The sequence below is a fragment of the Paenarthrobacter sp. R1 genome (assembly GCF_030264015.1).
GTDB lineage: Bacteria > Actinomycetota > Actinomycetes > Actinomycetales > Micrococcaceae > Arthrobacter > Arthrobacter ureafaciens.
The window spans coordinates 2,072,094-2,088,051 of sequence record NZ_CP127115.1 but is presented as its reverse complement, the minus strand read 5'-3'; the positions used below and the strand labels follow the sequence as shown (position 1 = coordinate 2,088,051).

Here is a 15,958-nt window from a genome sequence, read left to right as displayed (position 1 = left end):
GCTCAGACCGAGGTGTGCGGCTTGGCCGGTTCAGCGATCATGGCTTCGCCGATGCCCTCAACGAAGGCTTGGTCGGCGGGGAGCACGATCGCCACCGAACGGACCTTCTGGTCGCTGGGCCTGTTCCCGGTGGGTTCAACGCCGTCCTGCAGTGCTTTTACGGCCTTGTAGAGCTTCTGCCGGGCCTTGATGATGCCGGCGTCGGTGGCCACCAGGCGTTCCTTGGTCCGATCGACGAGCGGGCCCATCGATTCCTGGAGCGAGGAGTCCTGAAGAGCGATTCCCTCGATGCCGGAGTAGTTCTCGCCGCGTTTCTGGGACTCGCGGTCCATCAGGTAGTCGTTGTCCTTGTTCGCCAGTGGGCGGTAGGACGCGTCGTTTGCGCTGTGAACGCCCTTGCCGGCGCGCATCGCAGCGACTTCGGCTTCCGTGAGCTGCCGGGTGGGGTGGTAGTCGAAGCTGTAGGCCCAGCAGTTCTCGTCGTCGATGGGGACCCAGAAGTGGCCATGGACCGGGTGGTCTCCACGCGGCGGCACCATGGTGAAGTTCGGCAGCACCCATGGCGTTACGCGCCAGTAGTACTTGCCTTCCTCGGCGTTGCGGCGGGCGCCGATCAGCAAACCGCCTTCGTAGTCCACCACTTCGAAGAACGGCTTCAAATCGCCCTTGTTGTACTCATTGCCCTTGGATCCCTTGAACAGCGGGTCGCTTTCGAGATTGCCGCCGTGCAGGAAGGTGACGTGGCTTGAGTCGATGCCGCCCTCAAGGGCCTGCAGCCAGTTGCACTCCTGGAGGCGCTTGGAGGTGAAGACCTGGCCGTCCGGAACGGTGTACGCTTCCCACTCCGGCAACGGCGGCTGGGCGGCGGGGTCGCCCAGGTAGGCGAACAATACGTCCCCGCGCTTGACCATCGGGTAGGCCTTGAGCTTGACGTTGGCGCAGAAGTTGCTCGTGGCCGGCTCGCTGGGGACCTCCACGGCCTGGCCGGTGACGTCGTACTTCCAGCCGTGGTAGGGGCAGCGGAGGCCGTTTTCCTCGTTGCGGCCGAACCACAGCGAGACGCCGCGGTGGGCGCAGAACTCGTCCATCAGTCCGTAGCGGCCCTCGGAATCGCGGAAGGCGATAAGGCGCTCAGACAGCACCTTGACGCGGACCGGGGGGCAGTCGTTTTCGGGGAGTTCTTCGGCCAGCAGCACCGGCTGCCAGTAACGGCGGAAGAGGTCACCCATGGGAGTTCCCGGACCTGTTTGGGCCAACAATTCGTTGATGTCCGTACGCAGCATGCGAAGGATCCTTTCGTCCTGAGCGGAGTTGAAAACCGGTGTCCGGTCATGGGCTGTGCCAATGCCGGACGTGATAATTAGGGCTGGGTTGGGGGAAGGTCGACGACCAGGCCGTCGAGCTTGTCTTCGAGAACGATCTGGCATCCAAGGCGGCTGCAGTCCCGCGGCTCAGAGACGCCCATGTCGATGAGGTCCGCCTCGATCTCGCCTGGAGTGCCCACTGCATCCAGGAACTCCTCACGGACCCACACGTGGCACGTGGCGCAGGAGTTGTTCCCGCCGCACTCGCCGATGATGCCTGACACCCCGTTGCGGAGAGCCGCTGACATCACCGAGTCGCCGACCTCGGCGTCCACAACATCGATTGCGCCCTCGGCGCTGACATAAGAAATCTTGACCATTGGATCCTCCTACTAATGGTCTAACCATAATGCCGTTCCGCAACTCGTGGTGTCAATGAGGCGTCCATGAAAATTCGGGAGTTGGCCCGGGAGTCGTGGATGAAGCCCCGTCAGACAACAGCCAAGGCCCGACGCGGAGTCAGGCCTTGGCTGGATTGTTCTCTTGATGAAGCGGTGTATCAGGGTTTGATCAGTTCCGGCACGAAGGCGTCGTTCGTCGCATTTTCTTCAACGGGCTCCAACCGTTCCGTGAACTGCTCCACCGTCGCGGTGTTATCCGCGGTGACGTAATTCGTGGGGGGCTTGCGGTTGACCCTCAGCTGGAAGATGTCATTGCGGTTGTAGTGCCCGGCGAAGTCCTGCGCGATCTTCTGGCGGGCCCACTGGTCGAAGTCCAGCTCCGCATAGAGAATCCCTTCCGTAGTGCCGTCGAGGGGGCCGGCAAGGATCCGGGTGTCGGGACCGATGATGGCCGAGCCTCCCTGGCCCGCTCCTGATGAGATTCTTTCTGCGGCCTCCGCTGTCAACCCCAGGTCTTCCGCATAGCCCGGGTGGGCAATGCCGCAAGCGCTGATAACGAAGGCTTTGGACATCAGCGCGAAATTCTGTGCCGCCAGCAGCGAAGTCTGCGGCATGAGTGAAGTCCCGTCCGCAGCCGAACGGAAATGCGGTGGCCAGCTCATTCCGTGCAGTCTGGTTCCGGCGGCGGTCAGGGCAAAGATTTCCAGGGGGTTGGAATTCTCGCCGCAGACCAGGGCGCTGGCGGGTCCGAATTCGGTTTGGAAAGGCCCAAGAGTGTCCCCCCATCCTCCCCAGTGCACTATGCGTTCACCGGCGGTTGGCTGAAGTTTTTGGTGCTTGCCCAGGAACTGTCCGTCGGGGCCGAAAAAGAGTTGGGAGTTAATGAGGGATCCCGGTGCGTTTGAGGCCCGTTCACATACTCCCATTACCACGTAGGCTTCTGCGTCCCTGGCCGCCTCGGCGATTGCGTCGCCCTCCGGCCCCGGCACTCTGATGGCGTTCTTGAACAGCCTCAGGTTCAGTTCGTTTGAGATGGGGCTGCTGACCGGTTGGAAGTGGAACCACGTAGGGTGGCCGGGCAGGAAGCCTTCGGGAAAGACGATGAATTTCGCCCCGTTTGAACCAGCCTCCCGGATAAGTTCGCAGGCCTTTGTGGTGCTCTTTTGGAGGTCGAGGAATACGGGGGAGGCCTGGACTGCCGCAGCGGTGATGGAGCCGAAGAATTCAGCCAATGCTTGTCCTTTCGCGGGTTTGGACATGGTTCGCCTCCAGGCGGGGGTCCGTCACAGCTCCTGCCAGGGCTTGTAGATTTTCTTGACGTCATCGAGCGTCAAGGAAGCGGCCGACTTGATGGTGAAGTGGGTGGCTTCGAGAATCCCTTTCAGCTGGTCCTCCGTGAGCTTCCCGTCCCGGGAGCTCATGGGGATCTCCTCTTTAATGATCCGCGCCGCCAGCTTGGGGTCCATTCCCCAGTCGTCCACCATCATCTTCGTGGCCAGACTTTCGTCATCCATGATCCGGCCGGAAGCTTTGTAGTAGCACTCGGCAAAGGCCTTGACGTCTTCAGGGCGCTCTTTGATGATCTTGTTGCTCGCGAAGACCACCGTCATGGCGTTTGGCCCGATGAGTTCGCGCACGTTCTCCAGGACTTTGGCGCTGCCGGCCTGCTCGAGACCGAAAGCGGCGTGTCCGCCCCAGAGGAATGCGTCCACGGTTCCGCTTTTCAGTCCGGCCTGGATGCCGTCCAGGCTCCCCATGGTTACCTTTTTGAAGTCGGTGTCAGCCCATCCTGCTTGCTGGGCGAGCTTTTGGGTGGCGTAGTCACCTGCCGAGCCGAAACTACTGATCGCAAAAGTCTTGCCCTTCAGGTCGGCGAAGGATTTGGCGGTGCTGTCCGGCCTGACGACGAGGTATTCGTCGAATACCGACATTGAAGCGCCGATAATCGACGCGTCCAGCCCCTGGGAAATGGCGCCGATGACCCGGTTGGGGGACGTGATCCCGATGTCTGCGCTGCCTGCCGCTACGGCTTCTGCTGTCTTTTCGCCCGAGGTGACGCTGACTTTCATCTGTGGATCGCAGCTAGGCCAAATATCGAGGAAGTCCCCGGCTTCCGCGCCGAGTTCCGTGGGATCGTGCTTGTTGGACTGAATGACGCGGATCTCATTGGTCTCCGCGTCGTCAGCGCCCGCGGAACCACCACAGCCGCTGAGAAGCAGTATGAAGGCTGCGCCCGCGGCAGCTGTCCGGAGGCTCCTCGTGATGGCGGGGCGGGCAAAATTTCCCATAAGCATAAAACTCCTCTAAATGGTTGTTGGAGCGAATGTGGGCTTACATTTCTTTTGTGGTGCGACCTCGCCTGCCGTACATCAGCAGCACTGCAAGGAAGGCGACGGCGGCAAGCCCCGCGCCGACCAGCAGGACGCCTTGGAAGCCGGCAAGGAAATGACCGGGAGAAATCCCGGCTGTTGCGGGGGATCCGGCGAACAGCTGGTACAGCAACACGGTGAGCGTCACGCCGATGGCCCTCCCCAGGTTCCGAAGGGTAGCGATCGTGCCGTTGGCTACTCCGGCCTGGTCCTGCCCCAGGTCACCCATCACGGCCGAGCTGTTCGGTGAGCTGAAGAGTCCGACGCTCGCGCCGATGAGTGCCAGCAAGGCGGCAACCAACCAAGTCGGCGAAGACTCCCTGAGGAACGAGGCGCCAACAAACGTGGCAATCATGACGGACAAGGCCACGAGGGCAGGACGCCGGGAACCGACGCGGTCGCTCCACCAGCCGGAAAGGGGTGAAACCAAAAGCATGGCAACTGCCTGGCACGTCAACATCAAGCCTGTCAGGCCGATCGACAACCCCAGTACCTCGTGCATGTACAGGGGAAACAGGAAAGCGGGAAACAGCAGGAGTACGTAGGAAAGGAATGCTGCCAGTGTTCCCCAGCCATAGACACGCCTTCGGAAGTGACGGAGGTTGATGAGGGGAACGGCGGTCTTGAGCTCACGCAAGACAAAAAGCCCGCAGGTCACAACCGCCGTTCCCAACAGTCCAAGGACTACCACATGCGACCAACCGAGTCGGGGTGCGAAGCCCAGCCCGAGCAGCAGGCTGGACGAGAACATGATGAACAACGTAAAGCCGGGGACATCCAGTCGGGGAGTCCTGGCCCCCTTCTTCGAGTCCTTTGGGACCAAGGCCATGACGCCGATCGCACCGATCAGGCCAACAGGGACATTGATCAGGAAAATCGAGCGCCAGCCGAACGCCCCCGTAAGGACGCCGCCCAAGGCAGGCCCCAGAAGCGTCCCCGCGGCCACCGTGCTTCCGATAATCCCCAGGATCCGGCCCCGCTGGCCCACAGGAAAGGTCGCCAGGGCCAAGGGCGTGATGGTCGCCATGAACATGCCCGCTCCGATCCCTTGGAGCACACGGAACGCAATCATGACCGGAAGGGCCGGAGCCAGTCCCACTGCGAGCGAGGCAACGATGAAGGTCAGCAGGCCAATGCTGAGGATCCTCTTTCCGCCAATGGCGTCCGACAATTTGCCAAGGAACGGAACCACCGCCGTGATGGTCAGCAAGTAGGCTGATAACACCCATTGGAGGGAGTCGATGTCGACCCCGAATTCTTTGGCCATCATCGGCAATGCCACCACTACGGCTGTGGCATCCACATTGGCCATGAAGGTGCCTGTGGTGACGGAGAAGAGGATGATCCATCGGGCTGCTGTCCCCGCCGTCGTGCGTTGGGTGGGCTGGACTTGGGTTTCGGTCATGGTGCGCTTTGCTTTAGTGGGCGGCGTTGAGGGATTTGCCCCGTTCGGACTTGGGCGTCAGCAAGATATTGACCAGTCCCTGCAGCACGCCAACCAAGACCATGAGCAGGATGATCATGGCGAACGCTTGGGGAGCTGCAAAGGTCTGGCTGTTCAACGCGAGTTGATAACCAAGCCCCGCGGTGGAGGCCAACATCTCGGCGAAGATGACGGTGATCATTGACGCACCCGCACCAATGCGAACGCCGGAACTGGTCAGCGGCAACGCACTCGGCAACTTAATAAGGAAGTCGGTCTGGAACGAGCTGGCTCCGAACGCCCTGGCCACCGTCAGCATGGTGGGCTTCACCGTAGCGAAGGCCCGCAGCGAGTTGTAGGCGATCGGGAAGAATGCGCTGACTGCCCCGTAACCGATCTTGGACCCCACGCCCGTGCCGAAGGACAGGATGAAGAGGGGGTAGAAGAGGATCAGCGGAGCGAGGTAGCCCCAGACGAAAATTGACTGGAAGACCTGCGTCCGGACTGGTGTCCTCGCTGCCCAGAAGCCCGCTGCGAGGCCGAGCACCGAGGCGATGACGAAAGCAGCCAGGATTTCACCGAACGTGATGAACGCGGCCTCGTAGGTCGCCGGCTGCGCAAGCGCTTCACCGAGGGCTTCCATGACCCTGGGGATGGTGGGCAGAACCAGCGGGGAGATCCCGCCGGGACCGTTCCCGTAAGCCCAGATACCAACCAAAGCACCAAGCCCGAGCGCCCGGAGGGGCCATACCAGCGGGGAATTTTTGTGTTGCTTCATGGATTTCCCTATGCTCTCTGCTTTTCCAAAGGGTTGGCGTGGGGGCCGTTGCCCATGGCTTCGTTCAGCATCAGGAAGAGCCGCGAGCGCAGCTGCGCGAACTCCTCCGTGGCAATGAAATCGAGCGGGCGCGGACGCATCTGTTCGATCTTGACTTCGGCCATGACCTTGCCCGGACGCGCGGACATGACGATGACACGGTCTGCCCAGTAAATGGCCTCGTCGAGGCTGTGGGTCACCAAGACAACCGTCTGCTTGTTTTCCGTCAGGACTGTGGAGATGCTCTCGCCCAGGGAACGACGGGTCTGCTCGTCCAGTGCACCGAAGGGCTCGTCCATCAGCAGGATCGACGGGTCCATCGCCAAGGCCCTGGCCACCGCGACACGTTGCTGCATACCACCGGACAGCTGGCCGGGGTGGGAATCGGCCCACTGTGACAGGCCCATCATGTCCAGCAGTTCCTGGCTGCGTTGGTGGCGTTCCTGCTTGCTGACTCCGGCGAACCGCAGTCCGACGCCGACGTTGTCCAGGATGTTTTTCCACGGCAGCAGGGAGTAGTCCTGGAAGACGAAGGCAGCCCGGCGGGGGTCCGGCTCCTTCACCACTGAGTCGCCCACCAGAATCTGGCCCTTCGTGGGAGTCATGAGCCCTCCCATGCAGGTCAGCAGCGTGGACTTGCCGCAGCCGCTGGGACCAAGAAGGGCAACGAATTCTCCTTCGTGCAGCGACAAGTTAATATCTTTGAGTGCTTCGACCGTCGTTCCGGCACGCGTGAACGTGACTGAAACATCATTGATGGACATTCGCATTGCTGTTTACCTAACTTGTCGCGGTGGTTGTAGCGGCCCCGGAGGCGGAGGTCTGCCGCCACTTGGTCAGCCGTGTTTCTAAGTGATTCCAGATGGTCCCCGCAACGACTGCGAGGATGGTGACTGCCAGCATCAAGGCAAGGGTCTTGTCCGTATGCAGCTGTTCGGCGTAGACGCGGATCAATCCACCCACTCCGTCCGAGGAAGCCCACAGTTCTGCGATCAGGACCCCGATGAAGGCGTGGCGGATGCCGAACCACAACGCCGTGAAGATACCCGGCAGGGCGGAAGGGAGTACGACGGTGAGGATGGTCTGCCCCCAGGAGGCCTTGAAGGCGCGTGCCACTTTCATGTGGCGTTCCTCGACGAGCGCCATGCCTGCGGCCACGTTGATGGTGACGAATACTGCCGCCTCGAACGCCCCAAAAACGACGGCGGACGTGGAACCGATGCCGCACAGGAGGATGAAGATGGGCAGGAAGATGGACTTCGGTGTGGACATCAGGAACAGCAGCGGGGCCGAGTAGGCCTGCCAAAGAGTCTTGGAAAGGCCCATTACGGTTCCGACGACGATGCCCACGGCTGTGCCGATGACGAAGGCCATGAGGATGTTTCCACCCGTGCTGCCCAACGCCGTCATGACTTCGCGGGTGCCCAGCATCTCGACGAAGGCGACGGCGACGGCCAGCGGAGTGGATACGAAGTCGACGTCGATCAGGCCGAGCCGGGTGAGGACTTCCCAAACGACGATCACGGCGGCAATGACGGCCACCCTGCCAAAGCGTGCCTGGACCTTTACGTTGGAGTTTCGGAGCAGCTTGGGGGCGGACATCCGAATTTGCGGGCGGGGAGGTGCTGAAAGTTTGGTCTGCATCGGTTCAGCTCCATGCACCTTGGGGGGCCGTCATCACAGGCTCTTCCAATGCTTGTACATGCCCTTGACATCGTCGATCGTGAGCGACTTGGCGGACTTGATGGTGAACTGCGTAGCTTCCAGGAGCCCCTGCAGCTGCTCCGGGGTCAATTCGCCGTCCCGCGAGCTCAGCGGAATTTCATGTTCGATGATCCTGGCCGCCAGCTCGGGGCTCATGCCCCAGTCCTCGACCAACATCTTGGTGGCCAGGGCGGAGTCGTCCATCATGGCCTCGGTGGCCTTGTAGTAGCACTCCGCGAAGGACTTTACGGCTGCGGGGTGCTTCTCGATGATTTCATCGGTAGCGAAGACCACTGTCATGGCGTTCGGGCCCACAAGATCCTTCACGCTGCCCAGTACTTTGGCGGAGCCTTCGATCTCCAAGCCGAAGGCCGCTTGGGCGCTCCACAGGAACGCGTCGGCTGTTCCGCTCTTGAGCCCGGCCATGATGCCGTCAAGGCTGCCCATGGTGACGGTCTTGAAGTCGTTGGGACCCCAGCCTTCCTCGCGGGCGATCTTTTGAGTGGCGTAGTCCCCTGCGGAGCCGAAGCTGCTGATGGCGAAAGTGGAGCCCTTCAGGTCGGCGAACGAGGTGGCTTTGCTGTCCTTCCGGACCACGACGTACTGGTCCCAGACAGGCATGGACGCGCCGATGATCTTTCCCTTGAGCCCCTGGGACACTGCGCCGATGACGCGGTTGGGGGATGTGATACCAATGTCGGCACTCTTGGCGGCCAGGGCCTCTGCCACCTTTTCGCCGGCAGTGAGGTCAACCTTCACCTCGGGGGAGCACTCAGGCCAGATCTCCATGAAGTTGCCGGCTTCGGCACCGAGTTCTGTGGGGTCCTGCTTGTTCGATTCGATGACCCGTATTTGAACCGGTCCACCATCAGGGTTGGACGTGCCGCTGGCGCCACCGCCACATGCTGTCAGCGCCAGTGCTGACACGGCGGCCATTGAGGCCAGAAGGGGGAGTCGGCGCGGGGGACCAGATTTCTTCCTGGCCGGGATCCAAGAAAACATGAAGCTCCTCTTAGTTCAGATAGCTGCGAAACAGGTTCGGCGCATTGCAACAGAGGGCGGAGCAGGCGAACCACGTTGTTCAGGCGACAAAAACTTTTCGTGCCCGTTCAAGGACCGTAATTTACATCACTTAGGCATGTCAATAGTATGGTCAAACCATTAAGCCGAACTAAGGGGTTCTTGTGAATCGACTCGATGCAGCGAAGGCGGCAATCGTCGTCGTCGACATCCAAAACGACTTCTGCCATAGCGATGGCTACCAGGGGATGCGAGGAAAAGATGTTGCCCGGGTGCAGGCGGCGGTGGGCCGCTTGGAACCGTTCATCCAGGAAGCCCGGGACCTCGGTGTCCCCGTGATCTTCATGCAGAACCTCCACGATCCGCAGAGCGACACGGAAGAGTGGCGTGCCCGCCACCTGGAACCGCGCGATTCACAGTCCTGCCTGCCGGGAACCTGGGGCGCGGAGTTTTACATGCTGGAACCGCAGCCGCGCGACCATGTGCTTCCCAAGGCGCGCTATAGCGCCTTCGTCAACACCGGGTTGGAAGAACTCCTGCGCTCTTTGGGGCGCAGTTCGGTTTTCTTTTGCGGCGCCGCAACCAGTATCTGTGTGGAGACCTCGCTGCGGGACGCGACCTGCCTCGACTTCCTCGTCACCCTCGTGGACGACTGCTGCGGAGACTATTCGGAAACAGCCCACAACAACACCGTGTGCTCGGTGGCCGGCGGCTTCGGTGCAGTGACGGCGAGCAGGGATGTTTTGGAAGGCTTCCGGGTATCAGCCAGTCCCGTCTCTGCGGCGGGCTGAACTCCCTTAAAGGTGAAACCGCTGCGGGGCGTCCGTATGGTCCCGGACGCCCCGCAGCGGGCTTGTTCGACTAGCCCAGGCCCAGCTGGACGAAGATGAGCCACGCAAGCAGCGGCACAACGCCGATCATGACGATCGCCCAGACAAGCAGGGCGCGGAAGAACACGCGTTCATCCTTCGGCTGCGCGCTGGCCATGAGCAGGGCCCCGCTGGTGGACATCGGGCTGACATCCACCACCGAAGAGCTGATGGCTATGGCCGTGACCACTCCGATGGGGGAGAGTGCCGGATCCATCGCAATGGGGCTGACGATCGGGCTGACCACTCCCAGCGTGCCGGTGGTGGACGCGAACGCGGACACGACGGCGACGACGTAGCTGGCGATCAGAGCGGCAAGGGAGCTGTCACCCAGGCCGGCAATGCCCGCCTCGAGTTCCTTCAGGGCTCCCATTTCTTCGAGCAGTCCCACGTAGGTGACGATGCCGGTGACCAAGATGATGGCCGACCAAGGCATGGTGTCAACCGCAGGCTTCTGGATGCCGGGCTTCAAGCAGACCAGCACAAGGGCCACGATGAGGGAGGCCACACCAACATCGATGCCCAGGACAGTAGTCAACACCAGCAGCGTTCCCAGGCCAAGCAAGGTCAGGATCCGGATCGGGGTCGCCTCGACCTTCGCAGGCGCCTGGCGCGTCGGCGCGGGAGCGGCCTTGGTGAGCAGTGATGTCCCTGCGTCGCCGACCGAAGCCCCGACGGCTGGAAGCGCGGAGTCACCGCCGTCGTTGCCTGCATTATGTGTCTTCCCGCCAGAGCGGCGGTTCATGAACCACTGCACCAGGACGTAGGCGAGGAAGGCAAGGACGGCGTTGAAGACGAAGCAGTAAATGTACAGTTTCAGCGAGTCGTCGGACGCGCCCGCATCATCAAGCATGACGTTGGCGAGGACGCCGAAGGGGTTTACAGGGGAAAAGGCGCCTGCGTTCGCGCCCTGGACTATGACCAGGCCCATGGCCAGGGTGCTGATCCCGAACCGGAGTCCAAGTGCCAGAGCAACCGGGGCGACGATGGCGACGGCGGCCGGAGTAAAAGCGCCCGCGGAGGCGAGTGCGGCCGTCAGCAGGAACATCAGGATGGGAACAAGCGCCTTGCGGTCGCCGGCGAGGCGCTCCGCCCAATAGGCGAGCAGGTCAATCGTGCCGGTAATCCGCACGATGCCAAACAGCAGGGTGGCCCCTACGAGGATGAAGAACAGGCCGGCAGGAAATTGCCCGATGACATCCTTGACCGGCATTCCCACCAAGAGAGTGCCTACGCCGAATGCCGCAACGAGGGCGATGAGTCCGGCGTTGATCCTCGTGAACGAGCCAACGGCAAAGGCTGCAACGAGGATGAAAAACGCTATGAGGGAGAGGGACATGGCGGCGTCCTCTTTAGATGGTGACGCCGGTCAGGGTGCGTGCCCCTGACAGGAGGCTCCCGGCCCCCTTGATGGCGGGAGTTTGCCCCAGGGCCTTGAGGATTTCGAAGGTAGTCGCCGTGGCTGCAGTAATGACAGGCAGGCCCAGTTCATCCTCGACGGCCTGAACGGCAGGAAGCGACGGCATCTGAACGCATGCTGAAAGCACAATCGCCTCCGCGCCCTCCCGCTTGAGGTTTCGTGCAATGCCGGGCAGGTTCTGCGGATCCAGGCAGCCTACGGCCAGGTTGTCGGCTACTTCAAGGCTGGTTGCATCCAGGACAGTGATGCCCGCGCCCTCGATGTACTCCACCACCATCTGCGTTAGCGGCTTCATGTAGGGAGTGATCATGGCGACCTTCCGAACGCCCATTGCCTGCAGGGTGCGAACCAAGGCTCCGGCGCTGCTGGTGACCGGTGCGGGGTGACCGTTTTCTGCGGCGGCAGCGGCGATGACTTCTTCGGATTTGGTGTGGGCGCCCGGCCCTTGGGCCATGACCGCCACGAGGCACGCATACGCGATCACGTCTACGTCAGCGTCCGACACTGCCTGGGCGCACCCAGCAGCCTTGCCCACCATCGCCAGCAATTCTTCGCGGTTGACGTTTTTCATGCCGGCCCGTGCCGAGTGGAAAGTGTATTTGTGTCCCGTGGCTTCGGACTGGCGGCGGAAGAGCTCGGGGAGCTCAGTCTCCATGGTGGTGTTCGAGCTGGGGACGATCAGGCCGATGCGGGAGGCGCCGGGGCGCTTGGGTTCGGCGGCGGTTTCACAGGTTACTTCAGGGATGGTCACGTTTTTCTCCACGACGTTGTGCTTACAGATAACCCCACTATGCGGGTTGCAATCCCATAATGTGGGTTAGTCGGCATGAGTGTCAAATGGGTCACACTCACTGAGAGGTAGGGGCTGCCTAAGATGGAATCCGCGCGGAAGGGGATTTCCGGCGGAAAGGACTTACGTGGCATCGGAACAAGGCACGAATTCTTCACCTCTCTTGGTGCTCCATAAGGTCGCCGAGATCTTGAACTGTTTCTCCGTCGCGGAGCCCGAACCGACCCTCCAGCAGATCATCCGGCGAACCGGACTTCCCTCCAGCACCTGCCAGCGACTTGTCCAGAACATGGTCCGGGAAGGTTTCCTTGACCGCGAGGGCGACCGGTATCGCATCGGCATTGGCATGGTGCGCTGGGCTGCGCCCGGCACCCTGGGCCTGGACCTCGTCAAGCTTGTCAAGCCCGTCCTGCAGCAGCTGCGCGACGAGACCGGTGAAACCGCCTGCCTCTACGTCAGGGACGGAGCCTTTCGCACCGTGGTTGCCGTCGCAGAAACGCGCCATGTAGTCATCCGCCCTTTCATGGTGGGTATGGTCATGCCGCTCCACGCCGGTGCGCCCGGCAAGATCTTCCTGGCGCATGACCCCGACGCCTGGAGTTCGTTGTCCGAGTCGCAGATGAGTCCTTTCACGCCCGCAACCCCGGTCTCGTTCGACGTCCTCCGGAAGCAAGCCGATGAAGCCAAGGAGCAGGGCTTCTTCGCCGCCTTTGGGGAACGTAACGAAGACGTGGGTTCCGTGGCCGCGCCCGTCTTCGACCATGCGGGTCGCCTGGCCGGAGTGCTTGGCCTGGGCTTCCCCACCCAGCGCGTTACGCCCGCGGATGTGCCTCGGCTCGGACCCCTTGTGGCGCGGGCTGCGGCTGCTGCGAGCAATGCGTTGGCTTACCAGGGCGCCGGGGGGTAGGAGAATGCCGGGCCCCAAGGGTAGCAGTTAGTGCGTGAATTGTTCGGGTACTAACTCTCTGCTACGTTGTTCAGGTTCCGTCCGACGAGGTCTCCCCCAATCCGCTTCGGGCGGAACACCCAAGCTGTACATCTGCCAAGGGTGGATCATGAGACATGACTTTGACCCCGGAGAGTTGTCATCACGCGACTTCTACCGGCTGCTGACGGCGGTGGTTGTTCCGCGCCCTATCGCCTGGGTTTCCAGCAGGTCCCCCGAGGGCGTGGATAACCTTGCCCCGCATTCTTTCTTTACCGTGGCCTCGGTGAATCCCCCCGTCATCCAATTCACCTCGGTCGGCGAAAAGGACTCCCTGCGTAATATCCGCTCGTCAGGGGAGTTTGTGGTGAACCTGGCGCCAGCCGGCCTCATGGCGGAGGTCAATGCGACCGGTACGAACTTCCCCCCGGACGTGAGCGAATTTGATGCCGTCGGAGTGTCAAGGGAAGAGGGGCGCACAGTAGCGGCGGCCCGGGTTGCCGAGTCGCCGGTGTCCTTGGAGTGCCGGCTTCACAGTACGACGGCGATTGGCGATTGCGTTTTGGTTTTTGGGGAAGTAACCCATGCTGCCGTAGATTCCGACGTCTTGGATGGCAGCCATCCACGCATCGACCTCCTCGAGCCGTTGGCGCGACTTGGGCTGGATGAGTGGGCCGTGACCGGTGAGGTGATGGAACTGAAGCGAATCCGTGCTGACGACTGGCCGGTCGGCTTCGAGGCAGGCAGTCGTCGGCCGGGATAAAGCGTGGCAGACTACCGGCCTGACGGTTCTCCGGTGTCCGCGACCGCGCCATCGGGGTCGGCTTGTGCTGCGCGGGTGAGACGGGTCATGGCGTGGTGGAGTTCCCGGGCTTCTTCGCGGCTGAGGCCCAGCTTGTCGAGCATGGTGGCGGGAACGGCCAGAGCTTTCGCTCGAAGGGCCGTTCCGGCCGGCGTTAAGCTTACGGCGAGGGAGCGTTCGTCCTTCGGCAATCGTTTGCGGGTGAGGTAGCCGGCGGCCTCCAGGCGTTTGAGCAGAGGAGAGAGGGTGGCCGGGCCGAGCAGTAGTTCGGCACTGATGTCCTTGACGGAACGGGGGCTTCGCTCCCAGAGTGCCAGCATCACGAGGTACTGCGGATGGGTCAGGTCAAGTTCTTGCAGTACGGGCCGGTAGGCGCTGATGACCGTGCGGGAAGCCGCCGTGAGTGCAAAGCAAAGCTGCCGCTCGAGCAAGAGGTCATCTTCGACCTCTTTGGGAGAAGACATAAGGGAAATGATACCGAAACCGCCGGAAGTTCTCCGGGATGGTCGGGTCATCCGGGTCCAGGCCATTAATTCGTGGTCAAATTGTTCGTGTACTAACGGTCTGGTATCTTGAAATTCGGTCCCGCCCCGAGGGGCCTGGCACAAAGACGTCTCTTCAAGCTCAGGGGCCCGCGGTCCTGTAGCGTCGTCCAATCAGAAACAGGAACCATTCATGATCACCGCAAATTTCGCGCCTGTAATACGAGTAGCTGCAGAGGACCCTCAGCTGCTCGCCGAGCGCCTGGAAGCCGCTGAGAGGCAGGCGCAGGGATGGGCCATCCGTGAGGGTCGATGCGGAATCCTGGTGACACGCCATACGCCCACCGCCTTCACGGTGGAGCTGCATGAAGAGGTCCCCTACGGCACCACCCGGGAACGTGATTTCACGTAGAAACGACGGACTAGCCAATGGGTATGGGCTGCATGTCCCGGATCCTACGCGGCCTTGGACGAAACAGGGTGCTTGGTGGGGCTGAAGTTCCAGGCATCGAACCAGGAAGTATTTGAAATCGAAGCGCATCTTGAGCGGCTCTTCGCCACCAGGACGTTAGTGACCGCGTTCCAGCCGATCCGTGATCTGGCCAGCGTAGAGGTCGTGGGAGTCGAAGCGTTGACCCGCTTCGTGTGCTCCCCCCTCAGGTCTCCGGACCAATGGTTCCGGGAAGCCGAAGCCGTCGGGCGGGGCACCGATCTGGAATTCCTCGCGCTGGAGACCGCTTTGCGGGCCGCCGCGGATCTTCCGGAGCATCTTTACGTAGGAGTAAATCTCTCTCCCCGCGCCTGCCTTGATCCCAGGCTCAGCGAAGCTATAAGACGCTCACGCATGAAACCACGGAGGATTGTCGTGGAACTGACCGAGCACTCAGTCGTGGCAAACTATGCAGACCTGATGGCGGCACTAGCGTCGCTCAGGGAGGACGGACTCCGGCTAGCCATCGACGATGCCTGTAACGGCTTCTCGTCCCTACGCCATTTGCCATGCTTAGCCCCGAGATGATCAAGCTGGACCGGACAATCTCTGCTGGAATCGACACCAACCCCAACCTGCGCGCCCTGTGTTGTGTTGGGCGATGGCGAGGGAAGCCGTGGCCCCGGGGGAGGGTACATTGCGAACCTGGACGAGCCGCCCGGTGGAGCGGATTACGAATTCGTCTCCTTCAGGCTTCGTCCACAGCGAACGGATTCATCATGGCGGCTAGCGGGGATGTGGGGGGTTGTTTCCCTTGGAACGTCCTAGAGGCGTGGTACTGGGCAATCAACCATGTCTCGCCGTCCCTGCGGACCACGAGGGATAGCTGAACCTGCGTCGTTCTGGCGTCCGGGTAGGTGAAGCGGAGCGCGGCGAATCCGCAGGCTAGATCTTGAGCCAGTTCGCGGGCTTGGATAATTTGGAACGTTGCCGTGATACCGGGGGGCAGGGCATCGAAGTAGTCGAAGATTTCTTTTCGTCCCGTGAGCAAAGTTGGGCTGAGCCCCTGGAAGAGCGCATCGCGTGAAAAGAGCCTGACCATGTCTTCGGGCCTATGCTGGTCAAAAGCCCGTTTCCAGGCCGTTAGCGCCTCTGCCAAGACGCCCGCATTAAGCGTGGCTGCCGGGTCGTTGATTTTCACC

At 61.7% G+C, this 15,958-nt stretch carries 18 protein-coding genes; 5 read left to right on the top strand and 13 right to left on the bottom strand.

The window, feature by feature from the left end; translation table 11 throughout:
- Positions 1–2: 2 nt before the first annotated feature.
- From QN084_RS10100 to QN084_RS10060, 9 genes are all read right to left on the bottom strand, one after another.
- Entirely contained in the window at positions 3–1,283 is a 1,281-nt protein-coding gene (locus tag QN084_RS10100; RefSeq protein ID WP_062098681.1) for an aromatic ring-hydroxylating dioxygenase subunit alpha, read from the bottom strand.
- A 77-nt stretch (positions 1,284–1,360) separates the two neighbouring features.
- Positions 1,361–1,684 (bottom strand): 2Fe-2S iron-sulfur cluster-binding protein, encoded by a 324-nt coding sequence (locus tag QN084_RS10095; RefSeq protein WP_069694459.1) that lies wholly within the window; start codon positions 1,682–1,684, stop codon positions 1,361–1,363.
- A gap of 179 nt (positions 1,685–1,863) precedes the next feature.
- Positions 1,864–2,964, bottom strand: a complete 1,101-nt coding sequence (locus tag QN084_RS10090; protein ID WP_069694460.1) for a carbon-nitrogen hydrolase family protein — start codon at positions 2,962–2,964, stop codon at positions 1,864–1,866.
- A gap of 24 nt (positions 2,965–2,988) precedes the next feature.
- Positions 2,989–3,993: an ABC transporter substrate-binding protein gene (locus QN084_RS10085; protein WP_062098675.1), complete on the bottom strand. Its 1,005-nt coding sequence runs from the start codon at positions 3,991–3,993 to the stop codon at positions 2,989–2,991.
- A gap of 43 nt (positions 3,994–4,036) precedes the next feature.
- Entirely contained in the window at positions 4,037–5,479 is a 1,443-nt protein-coding gene (locus QN084_RS10080) for a DHA2 family efflux MFS transporter permease subunit (protein ID WP_069694461.1), read from the bottom strand.
- A 13-nt stretch (positions 5,480–5,492) separates the two neighbouring features.
- Positions 5,493–6,275, bottom strand: coding sequence for an ABC transporter permease (locus QN084_RS10075; RefSeq protein WP_069694462.1), 783 nt, complete (start codon positions 6,273–6,275; stop codon positions 5,493–5,495).
- An 8-nt stretch (positions 6,276–6,283) separates the two neighbouring features.
- The gene (locus tag QN084_RS10070; RefSeq protein ID WP_062098671.1) at positions 6,284–7,078 is read right to left on the bottom strand and encodes an ABC transporter ATP-binding protein; all 795 of its coding nucleotides are present in this window, start codon (positions 7,076–7,078) and stop codon (positions 6,284–6,286) included.
- 16 nt (positions 7,079–7,094) lie between these two features.
- Positions 7,095–7,958, bottom strand: a complete 864-nt coding sequence (locus tag QN084_RS10065) for an ABC transporter permease (RefSeq protein ID WP_062098670.1) — start codon at positions 7,956–7,958, stop codon at positions 7,095–7,097.
- Positions 7,959–7,991: 33 nt separating this feature from the next.
- The gene (locus QN084_RS10060; protein ID WP_062159989.1) at positions 7,992–9,020 is read right to left on the bottom strand and encodes an ABC transporter substrate-binding protein; all 1,029 of its coding nucleotides are present in this window, start codon (positions 9,018–9,020) and stop codon (positions 7,992–7,994) included.
- A gap of 182 nt (positions 9,021–9,202) precedes the next feature.
- Here QN084_RS10060 and QN084_RS10055 point away from each other — a divergent pair, with 182 nt between their 5' ends.
- A complete protein-coding gene (locus tag QN084_RS10055; protein ID WP_069694464.1) occupies positions 9,203–9,829 on the top strand; it encodes a cysteine hydrolase family protein in 627 nt (208 codons plus the stop codon).
- 70 nt (positions 9,830–9,899) lie between these two features.
- On the opposite strand, the gene QN084_RS10050 is transcribed toward QN084_RS10055, so the two are convergent.
- Together QN084_RS10050 and QN084_RS10045 are read right to left on the bottom strand one after the other, a co-directional pair.
- On the bottom strand, positions 9,900–11,246 hold the full coding sequence (locus QN084_RS10050) for an SLC13 family permease (RefSeq protein ID WP_062098667.1): 1,347 nt from the start codon (positions 11,244–11,246) through the stop codon (positions 9,900–9,902).
- A 13-nt stretch (positions 11,247–11,259) separates the two neighbouring features.
- Entirely contained in the window at positions 11,260–12,078 is an 819-nt protein-coding gene (locus QN084_RS10045; protein WP_128397134.1) for a maleate cis-trans isomerase family protein, read from the bottom strand.
- 229 nt (positions 12,079–12,307) lie between these two features.
- Here QN084_RS10045 and QN084_RS10040 point away from each other — a divergent pair, with 229 nt between their 5' ends.
- Positions 12,308–13,024: an IclR family transcriptional regulator gene (locus QN084_RS10040; RefSeq protein WP_264398783.1), complete on the top strand. Its 717-nt coding sequence runs from the start codon at positions 12,308–12,310 to the stop codon at positions 13,022–13,024.
- A 148-nt stretch (positions 13,025–13,172) separates the two neighbouring features.
- A complete protein-coding gene (locus tag QN084_RS10035; protein ID WP_062098664.1) occupies positions 13,173–13,805 on the top strand; it encodes a flavin reductase family protein in 633 nt (210 codons plus the stop codon).
- Between the two features lie 11 nt (positions 13,806–13,816).
- Here QN084_RS10035 and QN084_RS10030 read toward each other — a convergent pair whose 3' ends face one another.
- The gene (locus tag QN084_RS10030; protein WP_069694465.1) at positions 13,817–14,308 is read right to left on the bottom strand and encodes a MarR family winged helix-turn-helix transcriptional regulator; all 492 of its coding nucleotides are present in this window, start codon (positions 14,306–14,308) and stop codon (positions 13,817–13,819) included.
- A gap of 211 nt (positions 14,309–14,519) precedes the next feature.
- Between QN084_RS10030 and QN084_RS10025 the strand changes: the two genes are divergently transcribed.
- Together QN084_RS10025 and QN084_RS10020 are read left to right on the top strand one after the other, a co-directional pair.
- Positions 14,520–14,738 (top strand): hypothetical protein, encoded by a 219-nt coding sequence (locus QN084_RS10025; RefSeq protein WP_062098660.1) that lies wholly within the window; start codon positions 14,520–14,522, stop codon positions 14,736–14,738.
- Positions 14,739–14,813: 75 nt separating this feature from the next.
- A complete protein-coding gene (locus QN084_RS10020; protein ID WP_259362751.1) occupies positions 14,814–15,344 on the top strand; it encodes an EAL domain-containing protein in 531 nt (176 codons plus the stop codon).
- 160 nt (positions 15,345–15,504) lie between these two features.
- Here the strand turns inward: QN084_RS10020 and QN084_RS10015 are convergent, their stop codons facing one another.
- Positions 15,505–15,957, bottom strand: a complete 453-nt coding sequence (locus QN084_RS10015; RefSeq protein WP_062098656.1) for a YybH family protein — start codon at positions 15,955–15,957, stop codon at positions 15,505–15,507.
- Position 15,958 lies beyond the last annotated feature (1 nt).

Bases quoted from the DNA above. Each gene is read 5' to 3' on its own strand.
- QN084_RS10035 (WP_062098664.1), top strand. From the start codon at position 13,173: ATGAGACATGACTTTGACCCCGGAGAGTTGTCATCACGCGACTTCTAC.
- QN084_RS10090 (WP_069694460.1), bottom strand. From the start codon at position 2,964: ATGTCCAAACCCGCGAAAGGACAAGCATTGGCTGAATTCTTCGGCTCC.
- QN084_RS10070 (WP_062098671.1), bottom strand. From the start codon at position 7,078: ATGTCCATCAATGATGTTTCAGTCACGTTCACGCGTGCCGGAACGACG.
- QN084_RS10085 (WP_062098675.1), bottom strand. From the start codon at position 3,993: ATGGGAAATTTTGCCCGCCCCGCCATCACGAGGAGCCTCCGGACAGCT.
- QN084_RS10025 (WP_062098660.1), top strand. From the start codon at position 14,520: ATGATCACCGCAAATTTCGCGCCTGTAATACGAGTAGCTGCAGAGGAC.
- QN084_RS10075 (WP_069694462.1), bottom strand. From the start codon at position 6,275: ATGAAGCAACACAAAAATTCCCCGCTGGTATGGCCCCTCCGGGCGCTC.
- QN084_RS10100 (WP_062098681.1), bottom strand. From the start codon at position 1,283: ATGCTGCGTACGGACATCAACGAATTGTTGGCCCAAACAGGTCCGGGA.
- QN084_RS10080 (WP_069694461.1), bottom strand. From the start codon at position 5,479: ATGACCGAAACCCAAGTCCAGCCCACCCAACGCACGACGGCGGGGACA.
- QN084_RS10065 (WP_062098670.1), bottom strand. From the start codon at position 7,958: ATGCAGACCAAACTTTCAGCACCTCCCCGCCCGCAAATTCGGATGTCC.
- QN084_RS10060 (WP_062159989.1), bottom strand. From the start codon at position 9,020: ATGTTTTCTTGGATCCCGGCCAGGAAGAAATCTGGTCCCCCGCGCCGA.
- QN084_RS10095 (WP_069694459.1), bottom strand. From the start codon at position 1,684: ATGGTCAAGATTTCTTATGTCAGCGCCGAGGGCGCAATCGATGTTGTG.
- QN084_RS10030 (WP_069694465.1), bottom strand. From the start codon at position 14,308: ATGTCTTCTCCCAAAGAGGTCGAAGATGACCTCTTGCTCGAGCGGCAG.
- QN084_RS10050 (WP_062098667.1), bottom strand. From the start codon at position 11,246: ATGTCCCTCTCCCTCATAGCGTTTTTCATCCTCGTTGCAGCCTTTGCC.